This is a genomic window from Populibacterium corticicola (assembly GCF_042683685.1).
Lineage (GTDB): Bacteria > Actinomycetota > Actinomycetes > Actinomycetales > Cellulomonadaceae > Timonella > Timonella corticicola.
Genome location: NZ_JBHUOP010000002.1, coordinates 243,267 through 266,781, shown reverse-complemented (window position 1 = coordinate 266,781; position 23,515 = coordinate 243,267). Strand labels below are relative to the sequence as shown.

Annotated in this window: 16 protein-coding genes; 10 read left to right on the top strand and 6 right to left on the bottom strand. The window is 60.1% G+C overall.

Going from position 1 to position 23,515, the window contains the following annotated elements; all coding sequences use genetic code 11:
- The first annotated feature begins 112 nt into the window (after positions 1-112).
- The 3 genes from ACFSYH_RS04925 to ACFSYH_RS04915 are packed head-to-tail and all read left to right on the top strand — an operon-like array spanning position 113 to position 4,069.
- The gene (locus ACFSYH_RS04925; protein ID WP_377465495.1) at positions 113-1,444 is read left to right on the top strand and encodes a glycoside hydrolase family 27 protein; all 1,332 of its coding nucleotides are present in this window, start codon (positions 113-115) and stop codon (positions 1,442-1,444) included.
- Positions 1,441-2,961, top strand: coding sequence for an arabinosylfuranosidase ArfA (arfA, locus tag ACFSYH_RS04920; RefSeq protein ID WP_377465493.1), 1,521 nt, complete (start codon positions 1,441-1,443; stop codon positions 2,959-2,961). The genes ACFSYH_RS04925 and arfA overlap by 4 nt, the downstream gene beginning before the upstream one ends.
- On the top strand, positions 2,948-4,069 hold the full coding sequence (locus ACFSYH_RS04915; RefSeq protein WP_377465492.1) for an arabinan endo-1,5-alpha-L-arabinosidase: 1,122 nt from the start codon (positions 2,948-2,950) through the stop codon (positions 4,067-4,069). Before arfA ends, ACFSYH_RS04915 begins: the two co-directional genes overlap by 14 nt.
- A 193-nt stretch (positions 4,070-4,262) precedes the next feature.
- Here the strand turns inward: ACFSYH_RS04915 and ACFSYH_RS04910 are convergent, their stop codons facing one another.
- The 4 genes from ACFSYH_RS04910 to ACFSYH_RS04895 all read right to left on the bottom strand — a co-directional run bounded on the left by ACFSYH_RS04910 (position 4,263) and on the right by ACFSYH_RS04895 (position 11,033).
- Positions 4,263-6,656, bottom strand: a complete 2,394-nt coding sequence (locus tag ACFSYH_RS04910; protein ID WP_377465490.1) for a LamG-like jellyroll fold domain-containing protein — start codon at positions 6,654-6,656, stop codon at positions 4,263-4,265.
- Between the two features lie 349 nt (positions 6,657-7,005).
- Positions 7,006-8,034: a LacI family DNA-binding transcriptional regulator gene (locus ACFSYH_RS04905; RefSeq protein ID WP_377465489.1), complete on the bottom strand. Its 1,029-nt coding sequence runs from the start codon at positions 8,032-8,034 to the stop codon at positions 7,006-7,008.
- Between the two features lie 2 nt (positions 8,035-8,036).
- Positions 8,037-8,363, bottom strand: a complete 327-nt coding sequence (locus ACFSYH_RS04900; RefSeq protein ID WP_377465488.1) for an EF-Tu/IF-2/RF-3 family GTPase — start codon at positions 8,361-8,363, stop codon at positions 8,037-8,039.
- Between the two features lie 84 nt (positions 8,364-8,447).
- Positions 8,448-11,033: a beta-L-arabinofuranosidase domain-containing protein gene (locus tag ACFSYH_RS04895; protein ID WP_377465486.1), complete on the bottom strand. Its 2,586-nt coding sequence runs from the start codon at positions 11,031-11,033 to the stop codon at positions 8,448-8,450.
- A gap of 257 nt (positions 11,034-11,290) precedes the next feature.
- Here ACFSYH_RS04895 and ACFSYH_RS04890 point away from each other — a divergent pair, with 257 nt between their 5' ends.
- The 5 genes from ACFSYH_RS04890 (at position 11,291) to mmsB (ending at position 18,906) form a co-directional block, all read left to right on the top strand.
- The gene (locus ACFSYH_RS04890) at positions 11,291-12,850 is read left to right on the top strand and encodes an alpha-N-arabinofuranosidase (protein WP_377465485.1); all 1,560 of its coding nucleotides are present in this window, start codon (positions 11,291-11,293) and stop codon (positions 12,848-12,850) included.
- A 330-nt stretch (positions 12,851-13,180) separates the two neighbouring features.
- Positions 13,181-14,341: a multiple monosaccharide ABC transporter substrate-binding protein gene (gene chvE / locus ACFSYH_RS04885; protein ID WP_377465484.1), complete on the top strand. Its 1,161-nt coding sequence runs from the start codon at positions 13,181-13,183 to the stop codon at positions 14,339-14,341.
- Between the two features lie 454 nt (positions 14,342-14,795).
- Positions 14,796-15,968 carry a multiple monosaccharide ABC transporter substrate-binding protein gene (gene chvE / locus ACFSYH_RS04880; RefSeq protein ID WP_377465483.1) on the top strand — a complete coding sequence of 391 codons (1,173 nt, stop codon included), beginning with the start codon at positions 14,796-14,798 and terminating at the stop codon, positions 15,966-15,968.
- Between the two features lie 227 nt (positions 15,969-16,195).
- A complete protein-coding gene (mmsA, locus tag ACFSYH_RS04875; RefSeq protein ID WP_377465482.1) occupies positions 16,196-17,722 on the top strand; it encodes a multiple monosaccharide ABC transporter ATP-binding protein in 1,527 nt (508 codons plus the stop codon).
- A gap of 5 nt (positions 17,723-17,727) precedes the next feature.
- Positions 17,728-18,906: a multiple monosaccharide ABC transporter permease gene (mmsB, locus tag ACFSYH_RS04870; protein ID WP_377465481.1), complete on the top strand. Its 1,179-nt coding sequence runs from the start codon at positions 17,728-17,730 to the stop codon at positions 18,904-18,906.
- Positions 18,907-19,476: 570 nt separating this feature from the next.
- On the opposite strand, the gene ACFSYH_RS04865 is transcribed toward mmsB, so the two are convergent.
- Both ACFSYH_RS04865 and ACFSYH_RS04860 read right to left on the bottom strand, forming a co-directional pair.
- Complete coding sequence (locus ACFSYH_RS04865) at positions 19,477-20,160, bottom strand: potassium channel family protein (RefSeq protein ID WP_377466093.1); 684 nt, start codon at positions 20,158-20,160, stop codon at positions 19,477-19,479.
- 79 nt (positions 20,161-20,239) lie between these two features.
- Entirely contained in the window at positions 20,240-21,616 is a 1,377-nt protein-coding gene (locus ACFSYH_RS04860; protein WP_377465480.1) for a TrkH family potassium uptake protein, read from the bottom strand.
- 358 nt (positions 21,617-21,974) lie between these two features.
- Between ACFSYH_RS04860 and ACFSYH_RS04855 the strand changes: the two genes are divergently transcribed.
- Both ACFSYH_RS04855 and ACFSYH_RS04850 read left to right on the top strand, forming a co-directional pair.
- The gene (locus tag ACFSYH_RS04855) at positions 21,975-23,162 is read left to right on the top strand and encodes an acetoin utilization protein AcuC (RefSeq protein WP_377465479.1); all 1,188 of its coding nucleotides are present in this window, start codon (positions 21,975-21,977) and stop codon (positions 23,160-23,162) included.
- A 200-nt stretch (positions 23,163-23,362) separates the two neighbouring features.
- Positions 23,363-23,461, top strand: a complete 99-nt coding sequence (locus ACFSYH_RS04850; protein WP_003792170.1) for a 30S ribosomal protein bS22 — start codon at positions 23,363-23,365, stop codon at positions 23,459-23,461.
- The last annotated feature ends 54 nt before the right edge of the window (positions 23,462-23,515 follow it).

Here is a 23,515-nt window from a genome sequence, read left to right as displayed (position 1 = left end):
GCAATAATCACATTTACATCGTTGTAGATACGTGAGTGAGGAAACGCGCGTACCACCGTGCGTCAGTCACCCGCTGAAATGGCCATCCAAGCAAAGGAGCTCGAGGCACCACATGGCACGCGACACCCCCCAAACACTCACACCGCCCATGGGCTGGAATTCCTGGGACTGTTACGGCACCACTGTGACCGAGGACGAGGTTCTCGACAACGCCACCTTCATGGCCACCCACCTCCTGCCACACGGCTGGGACACGATCGTGGTCGACATCCAGTGGTACGAACCCGGCGCACGCGCCGGTGGGTACAACGACAACGCGCAGGTTGTCTTCGACGAGTTTGGCCGACAGTTACCCGTTCCAGCCAGGTTCCCTTCCGCGGTTGAGCCGGGCGGAAACAACACGGGCTTTACGGCGCTCGCGGCACGCGTGCACGAACTCGGCCTGAAGTTCGGTATTCACCTGATGCGCGGCATCCCACGGCGCGCGGTAGAGGCCAACACCACCGTCTTCGGAACCGACTACCGGGCCCGCGACATAGCGGATACCTCATCGGTGTGTCCGTGGAACTCTGACAACTACGGGCTCAACCACGAGCATCCCGGTGCTCAGGCCTACTACGATTCCCAGATCGCGCTGTTCGCGCAGTGGGGGATCGACTTCATCAAAATCGACGACATGCTGTTCCCATTCCACGAACAGGCGATTGAAGGCTACGCGCGGGCAATCGAGCGCAGCGGACGAAACATCACGCTCAGCCTTTCCCCGGGAACCAACGTCTCACTGAACCGACGCGATTTCCTGGCCGAACACGCCACCATGTGGCGGATCTCCGATGACCTGTGGGACCGCTGGGAAGACGTGCGCGACCAGTTCGACCGCCTTGTGCAATGGGCACCCCACCAAAGGGAAGGGGCTTGGGCCGATGCGGACATGCTCCCGCTCGGCAAGATCGGGTTGCGGGCCGAACGCGGTGAGCCCCGCGAAACCCGGCTGACGCTCACCGAACAGCGCACGCTCATGTCCCTGTGGACGCTCGCCAAGTCCCCACTCATGATGGGCGGCGACCTGCCATCGAGCGAGCCCGAAACCATCGAACTACTCACCAACCCGCGCCTGCTCACTATGTACCGCAACGCCGCACCCGCTCGCCAAATCCACGGCGAACCCGACATCCGAGTCTGGCACGCGCCGCCGCTCACCACGGGCCAGACTCACTACGTTGCCGCCTTTAACCTCAGCGACACCGAACGCAACTGGACCATCGACCTCGCCGACCTCGCACCCGAGCTCGGGCCAGCCACCCACGCAACCAATGTGTGGACGGGCCAAACCAGCCGAATCGTCGGCAATGAACACCACCCATATCCGCACCTGAACATCACCATCCCAGCGCACGGAGTCGTGCACCTCGAACTAGAACCACAAGAAACGGACACGCCATGACCGCGACACTCACCATCAACCCGGCCTTTACCATCGGACCGGTGCGGCGCCGCACCTTCGGCGCATTCGTGGAACACCTCGGACGCTGCGTGTACGAGGGCATCTACGAACCCGACCACCCACGCGCCGACGAGGACGGATTTCGCACCGACGTCATCGAACTGACCAAAGAACTCGGTGCAACCTCGATCCGCTATCCAGGCGGCAACTTCGTGTCCGGGTACCGCTGGGAAGACGGAATCGGGCCCAAGGAAAACCGGCCCACCCGCCTCGACCTCGCCTGGCACTCGTCCGACCCCAACCATGTGGGCATCGACGAATACATGAAGTGGTGCGAAAAGACCGGCGTCGAACCGATGATGGCCGTCAACCTCGGCACCCGCGGCGTACAAGAAGCCCTCGACCTGCTCGAATACTGCAACGTGCCAAGTGGAACCCACTTCTCCGACCTGCGCCGCGCCAACGGGCGAGAAGAGCCCTACCGCATCAAGATGTGGTGTCTCGGCAACGAGATGGATGGACCCTGGCAGATCGGGCACAAAACCGCCGAGGAGTACGCGCGCCTCGCCACCGAGACCGCCCGCGCAATGCGCATGATCGACCCGAACATCGAACTGGTCGTGTGCGGATCGTCGTCCTCCGAAATGCCCACCTTCGGCAGTTGGGAGGCAACCGTGCTCAAGGAGGCCTACGAGTTCGTGGACCTCGTCTCCGCCCACGTGTACTACTGGGAAAAGGACGGCGACCTCGCATCGTTCCTAGCCAGCGCCGTGAACATGGACCACTTCATCGACTCGGTCGCGGCGACCGCCGACTACGTGCGCGCCGCCGGAAAGCACACCAAACGCATCAACATCTCGTTCGACGAGTGGAACGTCTGGTACATGGACCGCGCCGAATCCGTCCCGCCCACCGGAGACGACTGGCCGGTTGCGCCCGTACTGCTCGAAGACCACTACAACGTCGCCGACGCCGTGGTCGTGGGCAACTGCCTCATCTCGCTGCTACGGCACACCGACCGAGTGGCCTCGGCATCGCTTGCGCAACTCGTCAACGTGATCGCGCCGATCATGACCGAAAAGGGTGGCCGCGCCTACAAGCAGACCACCTTCCACCCTTTCGCACTCACCGCAGCCCACGCGAGCGGCGAGGTCCTACGCGTCGGGATCACCGCACCAACCGTGACCACCGAGAAGTTCGGCGAGGTCAGCGCAATCGACGCAGTCGCGACCTATGATGCCGAGACCTCGAAGACCAACATCTTCGTGGTCAACCGCGACCCAGAAAATGCCCACGAACTGCGGGTTCCAGTGCGTGACCTGGCAGGCGGCACAGACGGAACACTGCCGACGCTGCTCAGCGCCGTCACCCTCCACCACGACGACCACACCTGGCAGGCCACTGCAGACGACGACACCTCAGTTGCCCCACAACCCAACGCGACGGCCCGGATCGAAGGCGACCAGATCGTCGTCAATCTTCCTGCAATCTCCTGGAGTCACATTGCGCTCGGCTAAACCACTCGCGCTACTCGCCGCCACCAGCCTGTGCGCGAGCCTGCTCGCGGGATGCGCGAGCGGCCCAACCGCCGCAACGGACATTCCCGCGACCGGCTCGGTGGACGTGCATGACCCCGCGCTCATCATCGATGACGCCGGAACACCCGAAACCGACGACGACACCTGGTACGTGTACTCCACCGGAAACGGCTCAATCGGCCTCGGTTCTCCGCAGGTGCGTCGCTCAACCGACCACGGGAAAACCTGGGAGTACATCGGCGCAGCCTGGAAGAACACCGACGAACCCTACTGGGCCAGGTCCATCATCGAGGGCGTAGACAACTTCTGGGCACCCGAGGTCTACGAACACGACGGCACGTACTACATGTACTACTCGGCCTCGACGTTCGGGTCCAACACCTCGCTCATCGGGCTATACACCAACACCACCCTCGACGTGGACTCGCCCGACTACCGCTGGGTGGATCACGGCGAAGTGCTGCGCTCAAACGGCGGACGGAACTTCAACGCAATCGACCCCGGTATCGTAGAGGACGAGAACGGCGACCCGTGGATGGTGTTCGGATCGTTCTGGGGTGGGCTGCACCTGGTTCCGCTCGAATGGCCCTCCGGCAAACTCCCCGGCATGGCAGACGTGACAGACGATCCGCTGACCGCCTCCGGAATCGAACCCGTTCTTGTGGCCGACCGCGGATACCCGCCCAACTCGATAGAGGCCGGATATATCCTGCGCCACGGCGAGTACTATTACCTGTTCTTCTCGCGCGACTCGTGCTGCCAGGGTTCGGTGTCCACGTACAACATGGCCGTTGGACGTTCTGAGAACGTCACCGGGCCGTACATCGACGCCGACGGAGTCTCTCTCCTCGAAGATGGCGGCACCCAGTTGCTCAAGACCGTGGATGCGCGCGTTGGCCCAGGTGGGCAGAGTGCGGCTGTGTCGGGTGGGTCTGGTTCCGGCTCTGATGACACGGGGACGGCCGTTGTCGCCTACCACTTCTACGACAAGGACAAGCAGGGGCTGTTCCAGCTCGGCCTGCGTGAACTCGCGTGGACCGAGGACGGCTGGCCCGTCGCGTGGACCGAAGAGGAACTGCCCGAGTAGAGATGCTGCTGCCTTGCCTGAATAGGGCTGAGCGACCTGCTTAGGTTGCCATCTCCCTGAGGGTTTTCCTCGGTGGGCTGTTTTTTGTCCGGGTGCACACACTTTGTGTGTGCACCCGGACCTTTTTTGACCCATTGGGTGGGGCGTTGGCTCTGTCGGGAGGGCCAAAGTCCTGCAGAGCCGAGGCGCTGCGCTACCGTGCCCCCAACTGCGCCACATCCTGCGCGGTCAGCGCCGAGGTCCACACCGTGAGCTCATCAATCGAACCCTTGAATGCGGTGTCCCACCAGTTCACACCCAGCGTGAACATCCCGTTTTCTGTGGTGAACACGTTGGGGAAACCGGTGCCCTCGAAGGCGAGCACACCATCCACGTAGACCGAAAGCGTGCCGCGATCATTCACAAACGCGACATGGCTCCACTCGCCAACCGGCAGGTTGACCCCGGTTCCGGCGTCATACCAGGCCGTCCCGGACCACACCATCGCATTGCCGTTCACCCCGTCATGACCACGCGGCACGAGGCTCACCCAACTCTCAGACGTTGCCGCGCCAAAGAAAGCGGTCGTGTAAGAGGTGAGCGCCTCCGGGCGCAGCCACAGGCTGACTGAATAGGTGTCACTGTGGATCAGTCCGTCCGGTAGACGTACACCGGAATTACCGTCAAGGTAGAGCGCCTGCCCGCTGACTCCATCGCTCACGTACTGTGCCGGGTTACCGGCCAGGTCAATCTTGGCGCCACTTGGGGTGGCATCAGCGTAGGTTCCAGTGGCCTCCACCAGGTCGCCGTCGAAGGTCCACTGCGCGCCGAGCTGAGCCGCCTCACGTGGCAGCACCGTGATCTTGAAGGTGCGCTTCTCGGTGTGCTTGCCGTTGCGAATCGTGGCAGTCAACGTCGCACGACGAGGGCTTTCGCCCACGCCGGGACGGGTGGTGACACCGGTGTCCGTGACGACTGCGGAGTCGGAGGTCTTCCAGGTGATCGTGGTTCCGTGAGTGCCCGAGGTGGGGAGAGTGAGGTTTCCGGTCACGGCCTGAATGTTGCCCAGATCGATGGCTTTCGTGACGGCCTTGACCGCTTCCTTCTGGCTCATGGTCTGGTAGGAGCGACCCATGATGGTCTCGCCCTGCTTGCTCACGGCACTGAACCCAACCGACCACTTCTGGTACTGCGGGTCCCAGATCGGCATGAACACACCTTTGTAGGTGTTCTTTCCGATCTGGAGTTCGGCGTAGTTGTGGCTCGTGAGTTTCCACTTGCCCGAGTACGCTCCGGTGATCTTGCCGTTCTTGGTCAGTGTGATCTCTTCGGAGAGTTTGGCGGTGGAGTTGATGTCCTTGCCCATGTTGATGACCTGCCAGGTGCCCTCGACCTCTTTGCGTTTGAATGTGCGGTTGGTCTCTCCCGCATACTGCATCGGCGAAAGGACTGGCCAGCCATCCTTGTTGAACCAGATCTGCTGGACCCGAACCTGGTGCATCTCTCCGGTGTCGGGGAAGCGGGCGTGGAAGATCAGGAACGTCTTGCCGGTCTTTGGGTCCTGGTACCACGTGTTGTGTCCCGGTGACTGGTAGCCGATGCCGGAGGTGCTTTCGGTTCCCGAGGCAGGGTCGCCGAGTTCGCGCGTGAACAGGTGCGAACCCATCATCTTGACGCCGTAGGGTTCGATGGAGGCGTCATCGAACAGTGGCAGGCTGCGGTTGGACTTCACGTTGGCCATGTCGTTGCCCTGGGCGTCCACGTACGGGCCATCCGGCTTCTTGGAACGGGCCACGCGCATGTTGTATCCGCCGTTCGCGTCCAAGCCGCCGAACGAGACGTACATGTAGTAGTAGCCGGTCTGCTTGTTGTACTGGATCGCCGGCGCTTCGATGCGGGAGTGGTTTCCACCGATCAGGTGTTTGCCGTAGCCTTGGTCAGGTAGCGGCAGCCCGGTGTTCTTGTCCATCTGGAGGATGAAGATTCCGCCCGAGTAGGAGCCGTACACCATCCACAGGTTGCCCTTGGCGTCAAAGAACGCGTCTGGGTCCACGGCGTTGGGGTGGATGTTGGCGTCGTAGATCTCGCCTGGGTTCTCGGATTCCTCGTCCCACATACCCGACTTGAGCAGGATGCCCTGATCCTTGTAGGGGCCGTCAACGCTGTCTGCGATGGCGAGTCCTAGCGCGGATCGTGGGGAGTCTCCCTTGCATGCGTTGTAGTACATTGCGTAGCGGCCATCCTTGAGTTGGATGACGTCGGAGGCCCAGAGTGTGTCGGTTTGAGCCCAGTCGAAGGTTTCCTTGAGTTCGGTGTAGATGTCGTCAAACAGTGTGTTGTCTCGGTCTTGGCTGAGGTCGACCGTGTGTTGGGTCCAGTTCATGAGGTCGCGGGTGTGCGCGGAGGCGCCGTGCGATCCGAAGACCCAGACATCTTTCCCGGACGTGACCACTGATGGGTCGTGGACCGTGACGTTCGTGAACGTTGGTTTCCTGGGCGTTGGATCTTTCGGTTTTGCCTGTGCGGCTGACCCTACGAGCAATGCGCTGATTCCCAGCATTCCCGCGGTGAGGGCTGCGACCGCACGCTTGGTGGTGTGGTTGGGCATGTGCCATTCCTGTTCGTCGTTGGACAGATGTGGGAACTCAACGATGAGTGACCCAAGTCGAATCTACAACGATGTAGATCATTTCTGCAACGATGTAGAACTACCCATTGTCAGGAGGGTCCACCGTTTCTCAGTGGGCTGGTTTTGGTCCGGGTGCATACAAAAAGTGTGTGCGCCCGGACCAATTTGGACCCATCGAGCAGGGTGTGGCGGAGTAGGGGAGCACTGGAGCGGGATTGGAGCAGTGGGAAGATTACCGACGATAACTCCAGTTAGCGCAGCGCCTCTCCGTCCAGCATCGTTGAGTGGGGAGGCACTGACGGTGTCCGCTTCGCTGCGGCGGGGGACACTAGGGCAGGGTCGACTCCCGCACCACGAGTGAAGCGTCAACGGTGATTTCCCGCGGCGCGATCTCTGCTGTGCCAGGGTTGAGCCGTTCATCGAGTAGTGCCAAAGCGGTTCGCGCGATGTCACGCTTGTTCGGATCAACCGTTGTCAGGGCAGGCGTTGAATATGCGGCCTCGGTGATGTTGTCGAACCCGATGACCTGCACATCCTGTGGTGCCCGTAGACCCCGCTCGGCAAGACCTCGCAGCGCGCCGAGAGCCACCACATCCGTTACCGCAAACACCGCATCGAACTCCACGCCACGCTCAACCAGCGAGTGCACCGTTGACCGTCCTGCTTCCAGATCAAACACGCCCAGTGGGACAACCAGATCCACATCGACCGCCAGCCCTCGCTCAGCCAGAGCCGAGGTGTATCCGCGGGTGCGCAGTTGAGTCATGTCGATCCCCGAGTGTACGTCTCCACCGAGCAGCACGATCCGCCGGGCGCCACGTTCAAGCAGATGCCGGGTGGCCTGCGCGGAACCGCCGACGTTGTCCATCGCCACGTGGTCGAATCGGTGTTCGGCGGAGCGCTCGCCGATCAGCACCACGGGCGTGGAGAACCCGAGTCGTTCCAACTCCTGCGCGTCAAGATCAACCACGGAGAAGATGACACCGTCGTACATGCGTAGGCGCGCGAATGATGCGGCTGCGAGTTCCTGCTCTCGACTGCCACCGGATCGTTGGACGACCAGATGTCGACCGGTTGCGGCGAGTTCGTCCGCGAGATGCGTTGCGAGTTGCCCAAAATAGGGGCGGTTCAACTCGGGAACCACGAGTCCGATTGCTCCCGTGCGTCCCGAGCGCAACATCCGGGCGGTGGGGTTGATCTGGTAGCCGAGTTCCTCGATTGCGGCGTTGATGCGCGCGGTGGTCGCAGCCGAAACCCGCGAACGTCCGTTGATCACGGAGGACACGGACGCGGTGGAGACCCCGGCAGCACGGGCGACATCGCTGATGGTTACGGGGTTACGTGGTGTTTGGCTCATTGCTACGCGGATGTGATCGTGACGTCACGAGAATCGGAGGGCGTCCCGTGACGCGCGTCATCACCGTGTATACGGCTGAGCGCGATCCTGTCGAGTTGTTTGACCAGGATCCCCACGGAATCACCGGCGCCTGCAGTGGAACTTCGTTTTCTGAACCGCTCAATTCCCGTGATGACGGCTGGGAAGGTCTCACCGGATATGTTGAGGTTGATCCTTTGCCCCACCTGCGCTGTGCCAGTCTCGACTCGACCGGTAAAGACCGTTCCACGCCCCGTGATCGTGAAGATGTCCTCAACCTGAAAGGTGAATGGCTGCATCGGTTGCAGCATGGGGACGTCCTTGCGGCGGTGAAACCATCCCATTGTGTCCTCCGAATGGTGTTGTGGTGGGGTGAACTCAAGAATATCGGTCCGTTATGCGCGTAGTCGCACGTGGTGGATGCGTGGCGTGAGTGCGCCGATTTCCGACGATTCTGCGACTTCCGCCCGGATCGTCACCACAAGGTGGGTGCCCGGCTTGGTGGTGGAAGCCTGTTTGATGGGGAACCGGAAATCTTGCGGTGGCTCACTGGCCAGCGTGCGTGCGGATAGCTCGATGTCTCCGACAGGAACGCCGTCAATGAGGATCGCGGCGCGGCTGGGGCTCAGTTGCTGCGAGGCCACGATTGTCAGGGTGAGTGCTGCGGGTTGATCGCCATCGCCGTCATCGAGAACGTGCGCGCCGGTAGCGTGTTCGGTGTCATCTGTGAGTTCGGCACCTTCATCATGCGCGGTGGCACGTAGCCGGTAGGAGAACCAGCCGGTTGCGTCGCGCCAACGATGTCCATCCTCGACCTGGGCGAGAGAATCCAACCCGCTGAAGTGGTGGTCGGATTCGGGCTGCTGTTCGCCAGCGGCAACGAAGTCCAGCAGTCCGGTGTCCAACTGTTCATTGCGGGCATCGAGTCGGGCGAGCGCGGTGCGCACCTCGGCGGCAGCCTCAAACTTGCGTGGATCAGGCTGGTGTCCCTCCTCGGATTCGTCAGTTTTTACCGGAGACGGTTCAGGGACTGAGGTGACCGGGAAGTACATTGTGTATCGCGTGTCGTGTACCTGATAAAGGGGTGCAAGGGCCACGGAAGTGTGCTCGTTCGAGGCCGATACGATCTTGAGCGCGACCGTTGGTTCGCCTGGACGCGGTGCCAAGGCATCGAGTGCTGCGTGCAGGGTGGGATCGGCACGGGCCTCGTCAACGTCATCCTCAAACACCACCTTGGCCTCGTCCAGCACGCCCAATGGCTGCGCACCCATGGGCAACAGGTTCGCCAGTAGGCCACCTGCGGACACATCCGGGAGTAGTGGTCCATCGGCCACAACCACGGGCACACCCGCCAACGGACGTATCGGCCCTTGCGCTACATGTCCCATCCGAGAGTCATCCGCCACGAGCCCAGTCAACTCGCTAGCACTGGTCGCCGCAGCCAGTGCGAGCGGGCCACGCTGGAAGGCAACCCACTGAACGCCACTGGCCGGATCGTCGGCAATGATATGCGCGGTGACGCGCTTGGCAAGCGGGAAGCGCAGGACCTCACCCGGCTCGAATACGCGGGTGTGCACGCTCCACGAGGTTCGATTGTTGCGGCGCGACCACCATGGCAGGCGCACCGCGATCGACACCGGCTCGGACGGGGCCGCGACTAGCCGAACCGCGAGTTCGGAGGCGCTCGTGACCGTGTCGAGCACTTCGACGGATAGACCGCGCTCTGCCCAATCGATGGTGGCGGCGATCCCGAAGTTCACGAACAGGGTGTCGTTGTCATTCGCGCCGATGAGCTCGGGGTAACGAGTGTGGTTTTCCATGCCCGTGCCCACGCAACACCAGAAACACTGCTGGGCCTGCGAATACACGCGATACTGGTCCGGGCGAACAGGCGTGAAGTACACCAGCCCACCTGTTTCAGGGTGCTGCGATGACAGGACGTGGTTGAACAGGGCCCGCTCGTAGAAGTCGAGCAAGTCATCGCGCGTGACCTCGCAACTGCTCAGGATCGACTCGGGTGCCGCCAACAGTTCGTGCGTGAGGCGAAGCAGGTTGTACGTGTTGCAGGTTTCTGGGCCCTGCTCGGAGTCGAATCCCGCGCTGAGGCTCTCGGTGAAATGTTCGCGCACCGAGTTGCCGCCAAAGATATAGGTGTGGCGGGTGGTGACCTGTTTCCACAGATTGGCTGCAGCCGTCCAGTACCCTGAATCCTCGGCCACTGCTGCTACCCGTGCATAACCGTATGCCTTCGCGATCTGCGTGTTCGCGTGCTTGCCGGGCAGCACGTGCTCGCCCGAACTCAGCGGGCCGAACAGCGACTGGTCCGTGAACCGGTACGCCAACCACAGATATCCTTCGGTGCCGGTCAACTCAAACAGGTCCGCGAACGCGGCATTCATCGCACCGAACTCCGTGCGCAACATGGCCTCGTGCGTGTCGTCCGACATCTGCCGCGCAATCGTCAGCCACCAATCGGCTAACTTTGTGACCACTTCAAGCGCCTCGGTGCTCGCGGTGAGTTGGTGCGCGTCGATCAGGCCCGCAAATAGTTTGTGCAGGTTGTACCAGGGAACCCAGGCACCGTTCAGCCCGAATGAGTCCGGCTCGACCGCGCCGCTCGCAACGCGCTCCCACAGTTGCGACCCCTGTGGAATGCCGCCCACATATCCGGTTCCGAGGTGGTCTTGGGCCTCTTTGATGCCCTGCACCAGATTGGCGACGAGTCTGCTCCCGTCCTGCGATCCCGTTGCGGCGTGTAGGTGGGCGGCTGTGGAGAGGACATGACCAAGCGTGTGTCCGTCGAGTCCGGAGTTTTCCCAGTTGCCGTATGAGTTAGTGGGGGAGGGCAGGCCTGCCTCGCGCCGGTAGGGGGCGAGTAGTCGGTCAGGATCCAAGCTGAGGATGTAGTGCGCGCCCAGTTCTTGGGCCTGGGCGAACGGTCCTGTGGTCAGGCGGATTGAACCTGGAGAGAGCGGGCGCATGTGGGTTCCTCGGCATACGGCGGAATGGACGGGTTGGGGACAAAGCAGCGGCGTGGAGGGTAGCGGCTTCACGCAGTGGGCTGCTACCGGAGCGTGAGCGGATGTAGTTCCCAACCAGAGGGTACTAGACATTGTAAATCGATTTACTCTATCGTTGTAAATCGATTTACACATCGTATCAACCGGAAGTGGCCCGGCAGGCAAATTTGCCGAATCGTCGGAAAGCCTCATCCGCCCGAACCCAAGAAGGAAGCGCCATGTCAACGCAGCCAACAAGCGCGGTCATCAACCTTGACCTGCCACAACGAACCGTCTCACGTCACCTGTATGGGCACTTCGCCGAGCACCTCGGACGCTGTATCTACGGAGGGTTCTGGGTCGGCGAGGATTCCGAGATCCCCAACACGCGCGGCATCCGCCAAGACGTCGTGGACGCCCTGAAGAACCTGAACATCCCAAACCTGCGCTGGCCAGGCGGGTGCTTCGCGGACGAGTACCACTGGCGCGACGGAATCGGACCACGCGAACAACGTCCCAAGATGGTCAACACCCACTGGGGCAACGTTGTTGAGAACAATCACTTCGGTACCCACGAGTTCATGGACCTGTGCGACCTACTCGAGGCCGAACCGTACATCGCAGGAAACGTCGGGTCCGGAACCGTGCGGGAAATGAGCGAATGGGCGGAATACCTGACCCGTGACGGTGACTCGCCAATGGTCGAACTACGCCGAGCCAACGGACGCGAAGAACCGTGGAAGGTTAAGTTCTGGGGCGTGGGCAACGAGAACTGGGGCTGTGGCGGAAACATGCGCGCCGAGGCCTACGCGGACCTCGCCCGCCAATACTCGACCTACCTGCGTGATCAGGGCGACAACAAACTCTACCGAATCGCGGGTGGACCAAACGTGGATGACTTCCACTGGACTGAAACCCTCATGAAGTCCGTGGGCTGCGTGTCGTGTAATTCGATGGGTGTGCAAAGCCCATATCAGGCGATCTCACTGCACTACTACACGATGACCCGCGAATGGGAGAACAAGGGTAAGGCGCTCGGGTTCAGCGATGACGAGTACTACCGCACCATGGCGAACTCCCAACACATCGACACCCTGTTGACCAGGCACTCCACGATCATGGATCACTACGACCCATGCGGCACCATCGGCCTCGTGCTCGACGAGTGGGGCACCTGGTGGCAGGTCGAGGAGGGCACCAACCCTGGGTTCCTGTATCAGCAGAACACGATGCGCGATGCGCTTGTCGCCTCAACCCACTTTGACATCTTCAACAAGCACTCGAAGCGCCTGGTCATGGCCAATATCGCACAGACAGTCAACGTGCTGCAGGCCATGATCCTGACCGATGAGGAAAGCGGCGCCCTGGTGCTCACGCCGACCTATCACGTGTTCGAGATGAACAAGGGCCACCATGATCAGCAGGCCGTCGATGTTGAGTTCAAGGGTGCCCGGGAGCGGCTAGAGGCTGCGGACAAGCGGTTCAATGTGGTCACCGCGTCGGCAACGGTGTCAACCGAAGGGGATAGCGCGCTGATCTCGCTGTCCAACGTGTCGCTTGATGAGTCTCGAGTGGTTGAACTCGACCTGCGTGGCCGGTCCTGGGAGGTGGGCGAGGCGAGGATCTTGACCTCCGACTCGGCGAACGACCACAACAGCCCGGTTGTGCCAGACGCAGTTGCTCCGCGGGACTTCGCGGCTGGTGTCTCTGTTGTGGAGGGGACCGCTGGATCAGGCGTGGTGCTGCGCGTGGAGTTGCCGGCGCACTCGTTTGCGACCGTATCGCTCGCCCTCAACTGATTAGTTCCCGTACGAGTCCCCGGTCCTGTGCACGTGATTGTTGCGAGTGCGGAGCCGGGGACTCTCGCGTCTAAAAGGAGCGTGTGAGTGATGGACCGTTACCAAATCGTTGGAATTCCGCGGCTTCCGATGAGCACCCAGGCGTGCGTGCAGGTCGCCGTGGAAAACGTCGAGTGACTAGGAGACACAACCCGTGAATTTATGTTCGATGATTAAACATTTATTTGTTTAATCAATTGACTTAACTCAATGCTGATGGTTACCTAGTGAACACACTCGCACCGCAGCGCAGCGGTGCGCACGATCATCAAAACTCAACGAGGAGTCGACATGAAGAAAACACGTGCACTCGCGCTCGCCTCAATCATGGCCCTATCGCTCGCCGCCTGCGGTGGTGAAGGGGCCGGGGGAGCAACCAACGAAACCCAATCGGGCAACACGACCAACTCGTCGGAAAACACCAGCGGTGAAGGCAAGGTCGTCGGAGTCGCCATGCCAGAACAAACCCTCCAACGCTGGATCAACGACGGCAACGCCGTCAAAGAGGGCCTTACCGAACTGGGATACGAGGTCGAACTGCAATACGGTGGCAACGACATCCCAACCCAGCAAGAGCAGATCGACCAGATGATCACCAAGGGCGTGGACGTCCTGATCATCGCGTCGATTGACGGTGCATCGCTGAGCACCCAGCTCGATGCCGCCGAATCCGCTGGCATCCCCGTGGTTGCATACGACCGGCTGCTCACGGGAAACCCAAACGTTGACTTCTATGTCACGTTCGACAATGGAAACGTTGGCGTGCAGCAGGGAACCTCGCTACTCCAAGGGCTTGGAATCCTTGACGCAGACGGCAACGAAACCGGTGAGACAGGGCCATTCAACGTCGAGTTCTTCGCAGGCTCACCGGACGACAACAATGCTCAATTCTTCTTCAATGGCGCGATCAGCGTGCTTCAGCCGTATCTCGACAGCGGCACGATTGTGGTGAAGTCGGGCCAAACCTCCTTTAACCAGGTGGCGACTCAGGGCTGGGATCAGGCTCGGGCGCAGGCTCGTATGGATGACCTCGTGACGGCCAACTACCGGGGCAGTGACAAGGTGCACGGCATCCTCGCGTCCAACGACGCTCTCGGGCGCGGTGCGATCACGTCACTGCAGAACTCTGGTTACACCCTCGATGACATCCCAGTGGTGACTGGACAGGACGCGGAGGCCGCCTCGGCGAAGTTCATTCACGAAGGATGGCAGTACTCGACCATCTTCAAGGACACTCGAAAGCTTGCCGCGCAATCGATCGTAGTGGCGCAAGACCTGCTTGAAGGCCGTGAGCCCGAGGCAAACGACACGGAGACCTACGACAACGGTGAAGTCGTGGTTCCGTCCTACCTGCTTGAGTCGGACATCGTGACCAAGGAATCGCTGACAAGCCTGTTGGTTGACTCCGGGTACTACACCCAGGAACAGATCGAGAGCGGATCGGCAGGCTAGAGCGCAGGATCGAACAGGCGGCAGCACTTGTGTGAGGGTCACCCGAGGTTGCTTTCAAAGTGGTGGGGCTGATGGTTTTCCGTCAGCCCCACCCGCATTTTCGGTGATGCGGCTCACAAGTTGAATTTACGACATGTACTCATGGGAGGAATTGTTGAATTCAATGGCACCTCGCAGGTTTCTTGCTACATGGCCGCCATTTTCTGCGGTTTGTTAGGGTCTTACATGGCGAATGTGCTGCGCCATGCGGAGGGTCGGGCTGAATGCAAGACCGATCATACGAGGTGAAAACACGGTGTTATCGAACTGTAACCGCTTATTGAGTTCAAGAAGTTGACGCAATGCCCGACGGGGGTGCACAGTAGAGGAGTCTCAGGGAGGAGAACGGTCCAGTGGTGGATGAGTTCTTCCCCAACTAACCGAACAAAACACTTTGGTTCTCAAGGAGGAGAGCATGATCAGCAAGAAGTTTGCAGCAATCGCTGCAACTGTAGCTCTGACTTTCTCGCTCGCAGCATGTGGCGGCGAAGGCGCTGGCGGCGACAACACCACCAGCCCAACTGACAACAACACCACTAGCTCAGGCGACAACACCGGTGCAGCCGGCGAGGGCAAGACCGTTGGTGTCGCAATGCCAACGCAGACCTCGGAGCGCTGGATCGCTGACGGCGCTGCAGTCGAGCAGGGCCTCAAGGACGCTGGTTTCAGCGTTGACATCCAGTTCGCCGGTGACGACATCCCACGTCAGCAGGAACAGATCGACCAGATGATCACCAAGGGGGTTGACGCACTCATCATCGCCTCGATCGACGGTAAGGCTCTCGCAACCCAACTGGAGAACGCTGCAGCGCAGAACATCCCAGTCATCGCCTATGACCGTCTCATCAACGGTTCCGAGCACGTTGACTTCTACGTCACCTTCGACAACTACAACGTTGGTATCCAGCAGGCTACCTCGCTTCTCGTGGGTCTCGGCCTGAAGAACGTTGACGGCTCCGACGGCGATGCAACCGGTCCATTCAACATCGAACTGTTCGCTGGTTCACCAGACGACAACAACGCGACCTTCTTCTTCGATGGTGCATGGGACACCCTCAAGCCATACATCGACAACGGAACCCTCGTTGTGAAGTCCGGCCAGACCGACTTCGGACAGGTTGCAACCCAGCGTTGGAGCCAGGAAGAGGCTCAGAAGCGTATGGACAACCTGCTCACCGCAAACTACAACGACGGCACCACGGTTGACGGCGTTCTCTCTCCATTCGACGGAATCTCCCGCGGTATCATCACGGCTCTGTCGAACAAGGGCTACGCTGACGACGCAATGCCAATCGTTTCCGGACAGGACGCAGAGGCAGCATCGGTCAAGTTGATCCAGGACGGCGTGCAGTTCGCAACCATCTTCAAGGACACCCGTAAGCTCGCAGCCCAGTCTGTCGATGCAGCTGTCACCTTCTTGGAGGGCGGCACCCCAACCCCCAACGACACCACGACCTACGACAACGAGGTCAAGGTAGTTCCGTCCTTCCTCCTCGAGTCGGACATCGTCTACGCGGACAACATCAAGGAACTCCTCGTTGACTCCGGCTACTACACCCAGGAACAGATCGACAAGGGCGGTAACTGACCGCTAAACAGCGGTGAGCAGCCCTAACGTTGTTCATCTCGGTGGGGCGAGGCGTTACCAGCGCTTCGCCCCACCGCATTCACTCGCGTACCAGCCTGCCACAATGCGAAAGCCAAGGGCATGGATCCGGCAAGAAGTCGGGATGTCATACGCAGGTGAACACAGCAAACTCAAGTCACACACTTGGATAACCAGCTGACCTACCAGATGAAGGAGGGACAGGCAGCATGAGCGACAACATCCTCGAGATGCGCTCCATCACCAAGACCTTTCCCGGCGTGAAAGCGCTGGAGGACGTGACGCTTAACGTGAAGCGTGGAGAGATTCACGCGATCTGTGGTGAGAACGGTGCAGGAAAGTCCACCTTGATGAAGGTGCTGTCCGGCGTTTACCCACACGGAAGCTACACGGGCGACATCTATTTTGATGGCCAGGTTGAAAAGTTCGGATCGATCAACGATTCGGAAGACCGAGGCATCGTCATCATCCACCAGGAGTTGGCGCTCATCCCTTACCTCTCTGTTGCAGAGAACATCTTCCTTGGCAACGAGCAGCGGTCCAAGGGCGTCATCGACTGGAACAAGACCAACGCTGAAGCCGCAAAACTGCTGGCTCGCGTAGGCCTGGATGAAAACCCCGTCACGCCAGTCAACCAACTCGGTGTTGGTAAGCAGCAACTCATCGAAATCGCCAAGGCACTGTCAAAGAAGGTCAAGCTCCTGATCCTTGACGAGCCTACGGCGGCCCTGAATGACCAGGACTCTGCGCACCTGCTTGACCTGTTGCGTCACCTCAAAGGCCAGGGCATCACCTCCATCATGATCTCCCACAAGCTCAACGAGATTGAGGAGATCGCGGACTCCACCACGATTATTCGTGACGGTAAGACCATCGAGACCCTTGAGATCGGGCCCGATCTGACTCAGGATCGCATTATTCGCGGAATGGTGGGTCGCTCGCTCGACAACCGCTATCCAGACCACGAACCGAAGATCGGTGAAGAGATCTTCGCGGTCAAGGACTGGAACGTGCACCACCCAACCCAACAGGACCGCACCGTTGTGAACAACGCTGAATTGCATGTTCGATCCGGTGAGATTGTTGGTATCGCTGGCCTGATGGGCGCTGGACGCACAGAACTCGCGATGTCCGTGTTTGGCCGTTCCTACGGTTCGAAGATCAGCGGTGAGGTCCGCGTCAAGGGCAAGGAAGTCACGCTCAAGAACGTGACCGATGCCATTAACGCCGGTTTGGCGTACGTGTCCGAGGACCGCAAGCACTACGGCCTCAACCTGATCCAGGACATCAAGACCAACACGACCTCTGCTGCACTCGGTAAGCTTTCCAAGGCTGGAATGGTGAACGAGAACGAGGAATTGAAGGTCGCGGAGGACTACCGTAAGCAGCTTCGTACCAAGACCCCAGACGTACACGCGCTGGTAGGGAAGCTTTCCGGTGGTAACCAACAGAAGGTTGTCTTGGCGAAGTGGATGTACACGGACCCAGACGTCCTGATTTTGGATGAACCAACCCGTGGTATCGACGTTGGTGCAAAGTACGAGATCTACACGATCATCAACCAGCTTGCAGACCAGGGTAAGGGTGTTCTGGTGATTTCTTCCGAACTTCCCGAACTCCTCGGTATCTGCGATCGCATTTACACGCTGTCTGCAGGGAATATCACGGGCTGCGTGGACCGCAAGGATGCAACCCAAGAAAACCTGATGGAACTCATGACAAAGGTGAAGGACTGACAACGATGTCTGAAACTAGTGGGCTCGTAAGCCTAGTTACGCGAAACCTGAGACAGAGCGGCATTTACATCGCGTTCGTCGCCATTGTCGTTTTGTTCTCAATCATCACAAACGGTGTTCTGCTCGACCCGCAGAACCTCACCAACCTTGTAATGCAGTACTCGTACATTCTGATCCTTGCGATTGGTATGGTCATCGTGATTATCGCGGGGCACATTGACCTGTCTGTGGGATCAGTGGTCGCATTGACGGGCGCTGTGTCCGTGACCCTGATGTTTGACTACAACGCTCCGTGGTACCTAGCGGCTCTTGTTGCTCTACTTGTTGGTGCATTGATTGGTGCTTGGCACGGATTCTGGGTTGCTTTCGTCGGTATCCCGGCATTTATCACGACTCTCGCCGGAATGCTCATCTTCCGTGGTGCGACCCTCGTTGTATTGTCAAACACCTCGACCTCAGTCAACGACCCGACGTATAAGAAGATCGCCGGTGGCTTCTTGAACGGTCTGTTCGGTGGCGATGGCTACGATGCATTTACACTGTTCGTTTTCGCTGCCCTAGTTGTGGCGTTTGCGGTGATGCAGTGGCGTGCACGCCAGGGACGCCTCGCCTACCACCAGACCGTCGAGTCGATGCCGCTGTTCATTGCGAAGATTCTTGTCGTCGGTATCGTGATCATGGCGTTCGCGTGGAAGATCGCCAACGACCGTGGTCTGCCAATTGTTCTGATCATCCTTGGAACCCTGATCGTGCTGTACGCGGTCATCACGAAGCGCACCGTGTTCGGTCGCCACGTGTACGCAATCGGTGGAAACCTCGCTGCGGCTCAGTTGTCCGGTGTGAAGGTCAAGAAGGTCAACTTCATGATCTTCGTGAACATGTCGTTCCTGGCCGGTATCGCCGGCGTCGTGTTCTCGTCCCGTTCCGGTTCGGCTCAGCCAGCCGCAGGTAACATGTTCGAGCTCGATGCGATCGCTGCCTGCTTCATCGGTGGTGCGGCAGTGACCGGTGGTATCGGTACTGTCGCTGGCGCCATGGTCGGTGGCCTGATCATGGCCGTCATGTCGAACGGTATGTCGATCCTCGGTGTTGACCAGTCTTACCAGCAGATCGTCAAGGGTCTGATCCTGCTTCTCGCAGTGGCCTTCGACGTCTACAACAAGCGTCGCGCAGGTACCCGCTGATCAGTAGTTAGCGCCCTGTGGGAGTAAACGGGTGGTCCGCCAAAAGGCGGACCACCCGTTGCCGTCTGTGCGCGGAGGCCTGCCTCCCACGCAATTGTTTTCTCTTCACGTGCAAGTGGGTGAGCGGGCAGGTTCCACTGGCGCGGGTGTTCGAGGTTATTCCGTATGGTGTTTTCCCGGGATTAGGGTCTTTTTTCTTAGGCGTTGACTCCGGAAAATCACCATGTTGGTTTGGACGTGGGAACACAGATTGGCGACGAGTTGGCAGTATTTCTTTCAACTCACGGTCCCTGCACTCACTAGATCCGCGATGACTCGGCTGGTTCTCGTGTCGCTGCACCACCCAGCGTTTTGGCCAGGGTGTGGTCTGTCATCTTCGTGTCCCTACAGTCGATGGGCTGAAATTGGTCCGGGTGCGCATACAAAAATTGCGCACCCGGACCAATTTCAACCCATCGATCGGGAAGGAGGACTGGAGCGGACCCCACTACGGACGTGCGGCTGTGTTGCGTGCCGCTTCTTCTCCTGCGGATCGTCCAGTTCCACGACTTCGTCGGGGCCTGACCGACCCTACGGGCGTGCCGCGAAACGCTCGAGCAACTCCGAGTGGCCCGACACGATAATCAGATCGTTCGCCGAGATACGAGTCTCGGGATCTGCATAGACAAAGTCCATGCCCGGGGACTTCACACCGATGATCGTCACGCCATATTTCTCGCGTACGCGAGACTGGGCAATCGTGAAACCCTGAGTCTCTCGGGGCGGACGCATCTTCACGATCGTGAAACCGTCCTCAACCTCGATGTAGTCCATCAACTTGCCCGACACCAGGTGCGCAACGCGGGAGCCGGCGTCAAACTCGGGGAACACCACGTGGTGCGCGCCGATACGCTGAAGGATACGCCCGTGCTCGGCGGAGATGGCCTTCGCCCAGATCTGAGGGGTGCCCACATCGACCAGGTTGCCGGTCACGAGTACGGAGGACTCAAGGGCTGTGCCAACACCCACAACGGCAACGGAGAAGTCCCGGACCCCAAGTTGCTCCAGTGCATCAGGATTCGTCGCGTCAGCCTCAACGATAGGCAGCCGATCCGAGAAGTGGGCCACAAGCGTTGGATTCTTCTCAACAGCCAAGACATCCTGCCCCAGCCGGTCGAGCGTCAAGGCAATGGCAGCCCCAAAGCGGCCCAACCCAATCACCAAAACACCCGCATCGGATGTAGCCTTCTCACCGCCTCGTCGTGAAGCGGCTATGCCAGCCGCAGCACGGTTCGCGAAAGCGGACCGGGCGTCCAACAGACGCTCGCGGCGAGAGAAATCCTGTATGTCGTTACTAGCCAATGATCGGCCTCTCCTCGGGGAGTCGGATTACGCGGCGGCGGCTTCGCAGAGCCAACGCAGCACCCAACGTCATCGTACCCACACGACCCACAAACATCAGTGCAACCAGCACATATTGGCCAGAGGTCGGGATCTCACTCGTGATGCCGGTGGAGAGTCCCACCGTGCCGAACGCCGAGATGACCTCAAACAACACCACGTCCAGTGTCAGGCCCGTGATCTCAAGGAGAATCAGACACGACACCAGCACGATGGTGGCTCCCACAAAGGTGACGGCAACGGCCTGTCTCAGGGAATCGCGGGGGATACGTCGACCAAACGTGTCGACATCCTGATCGCCGCGCGCCTCAGCGACGATGGCGAGCATGAGCACCGCCAAGGTGGATACCTTGATGCCGCCAGCCGTCGACGCGGAACCGCCACCGACAAACATCAGCGCATCGGTTATCAGCCACGATGCCTCATGCAGGCCTGATGGGTCCATCGTGGAAAAGCCGCCGGAACGGGGCATGAACGCAAGGAACGCGCTCGACAGCAGCTTCTGCCCCCACCCCAGCGGCCCGAGGGTGAGCGGGTTCGTCCACTCGGCGATCAGGTACCAGGTCCAGGCCACGAGGACCAGAATGCTCGATGTGACCACGGTGAGTTTCGCGTGCAAAGACCATCGGGAGAACTTTGAGCGTCGGCGGGCAACATTCAAGATCACCGGGAAGCCGAGTGCGCCGACAAACATGCCGAGCATGATCGGGACGAGAAGCATCCAGTCTGAACCATGTGGCACGAGTCCGTGGGCGGTCGGTACGAAGCCTGCGTTGTTGAATGCGGAAACCGCGTAGAACGCCGAATGCCAGGCAGCCTCGCCGATTGTCTCGTTGAGATACAGGAAGCGGGGGAGCAGGAGCGTGGCAATCGCGAGTTCCAGGGAGGTCGAGGTGATGATGACCACGCGGATGAGGGAACCCACCTCACCGAGTCGCGTTGTCTTGGTCTCCGAGGCGGTGAGCAGGCGCGCCGTCAGCCCGAGCCGTCGTGTCACAGCGAGACCGAGGATCGAGGCGAGCGTCATCACGCCGAGGCCACCCACCTTGATGCCCACGAGGATGATGGCTTGGCCAAAGGAGGACCAGTACACGCCCGTGGGAACGGTGGTCAGACCCGTCACGCACACCGCTGAGGTGGCAGTGAACAGGGCATCGATGAACGGTGCCCGTTCCCCGCTCGCCGTGGCCGCTGGAAGGCTCAGCAGGGCCGTGAAGACGAGGATCACGCCTGCGAAAACAGTCAGTGCGAGCCTGGCCGGGGATTGACGCGCGATCCTGTCCACAAACTCACGCCCAGCCCACAGGCGAGTCATCATCAGCGAAGCCATCGGCCCCTCCTCTTTCTGACTCGACAGCGTGTTGAACCACCTAAATGCTACTCCCGCGCACCGGTCCCATGCGCCGTTTGCAAAGATAGGCGCGCCCGTCTGTTCACAGATGAGTGATTGGCGACGAGTCGGCTGGTTCCCCGTGTCACCGCACCGCCCAGCGTTTCGGCCTGAGTATGGTCTGGCCTTTTCACGTCCCTAAAGTCGATGGGCTGAAATTGGTCCGGGTGCGCATACAATGTGTGCGCACCCGGACCAATTTCAGCCCATCGAACAGGGAGGCACCTCACCAGACTGAGCCAATCCCAGTACCCGGCCACGTTTTTTAAATGTGACGTAGAGCGGGATATGGTGAGGTATGCCGTTCCAAGCGAGCCTCTCGTGGTCGAAGGACCTGCTGAACTATAACTTCGGTTTCGGACACCCCATGTCGCCCGTGCGCCTAGACCTGACGATGCGTCTGGCGCAGGACCTGGGGCTGCTGGAGCGGGATGACCTGCAGATCCTCACCTCGAGCGTGGCCAATGATGACATACTCGCCCTCGTGCATAGCCCCGAGTACATTGCGGCCGTGCGCCGCGCAGCCGACCACGATGAACCCAACGAGAACCGCGGCCTCGGCACCGAGGACAACCCCAGTTTCCCAGGAATGCATGATGCCGCCGCACGCATGGTGCAGTGCTCCATAGACACGGCGCTGGCGGTATGGCGCGGTGAGGCCGAACACGGGCTCAACCTGGCGGGCGGGATGCACCATGCCATGCCCGACGGTGCTGCGGGGTTTTGCGTGTACAACGACGCGGCTGTTGCGATCCGGGTACTCCAACGCGAGGGCGCCCATCGGGTCATGTACATCGACCTCGACGCGCACCACGGTGACGGAGTCGAACGCGCGTTCTGGGACGACCCGAACGTGTTGACGTTCTCGATCCACCAGTCGGGGACATCGCTGTTCCCGGGAACCGGTTTTGTCACGGAGATCGGTGGCCCTGGAGCTGAGGGCACTGCGGTGAACCTGCCACTGCCCGCCCGCACCGATTCCTCGGGGTGGCTTCGTGCACTCCACGCCGTGCTCCCGGACATTGTGGATGCCTTTCGACCTGACTTCATCGTGTCTCAACACGGCTGTGACGCTCACTTCTCCGACACCATGTCGGATCTACGCGTATCGATCGACGCGCAGCGTCAGGCCGCCCAACTCGTGCACGAACTCGCCCACCAGTACGCGGGTGGGCGCTGGCTTGCTCTTGGGGGCGGTGGATATTCAGTTGTGGATGTCGTTCCCGTTGCGTGGACGCACGTCATCGGTGTGGTCACGCACAACGAACTGGGCTGCGAGATCACAGCTCCCGAGACCTGGCGCGAGTACATCCACGAATACCTAGACCACACTCCGCCCGAGACGCTCGGCGACTGCCACGGATCCGCAACTTTCAAGCCGTGGCATTCCGGGTACAACCCCGAAAACGAGGTGGATCGCGCGATTCGGGCCACGCGGTCGGCGATCTATCCGCGTCTCGGACTCGACATGACTTACGAGATTTAGCGCACATTCGCCTGTCGGTCACTAAAAACCGTGCGTTTGTTCACTGGTCTGAAAAGCAAAAGCGCGAGATCAAGCCGTTTATGGCTCTGCTGTCCGATGCGGCAGGCTCGTGTGAGTTCGAGTCATTGCCCAAAAGCAGGTACGCTAGGGAATGGACTTTTCCACGCGTAGTTAAGATCAACAAAAAGTGAGGAACCACCATGGGCTCCGTCATTAAGAAGCGCCGCAAGCGTATGGCGAAGAAGAAGCACCGCAAGCTGCTTCGTAAGACGCGTCACCAGCGTCGCAACAAGAAGTGACACTCAAGTCTTTTTCATCAGGCTCGATCCTTTTAAGGATCGGGCCTGAGTTGT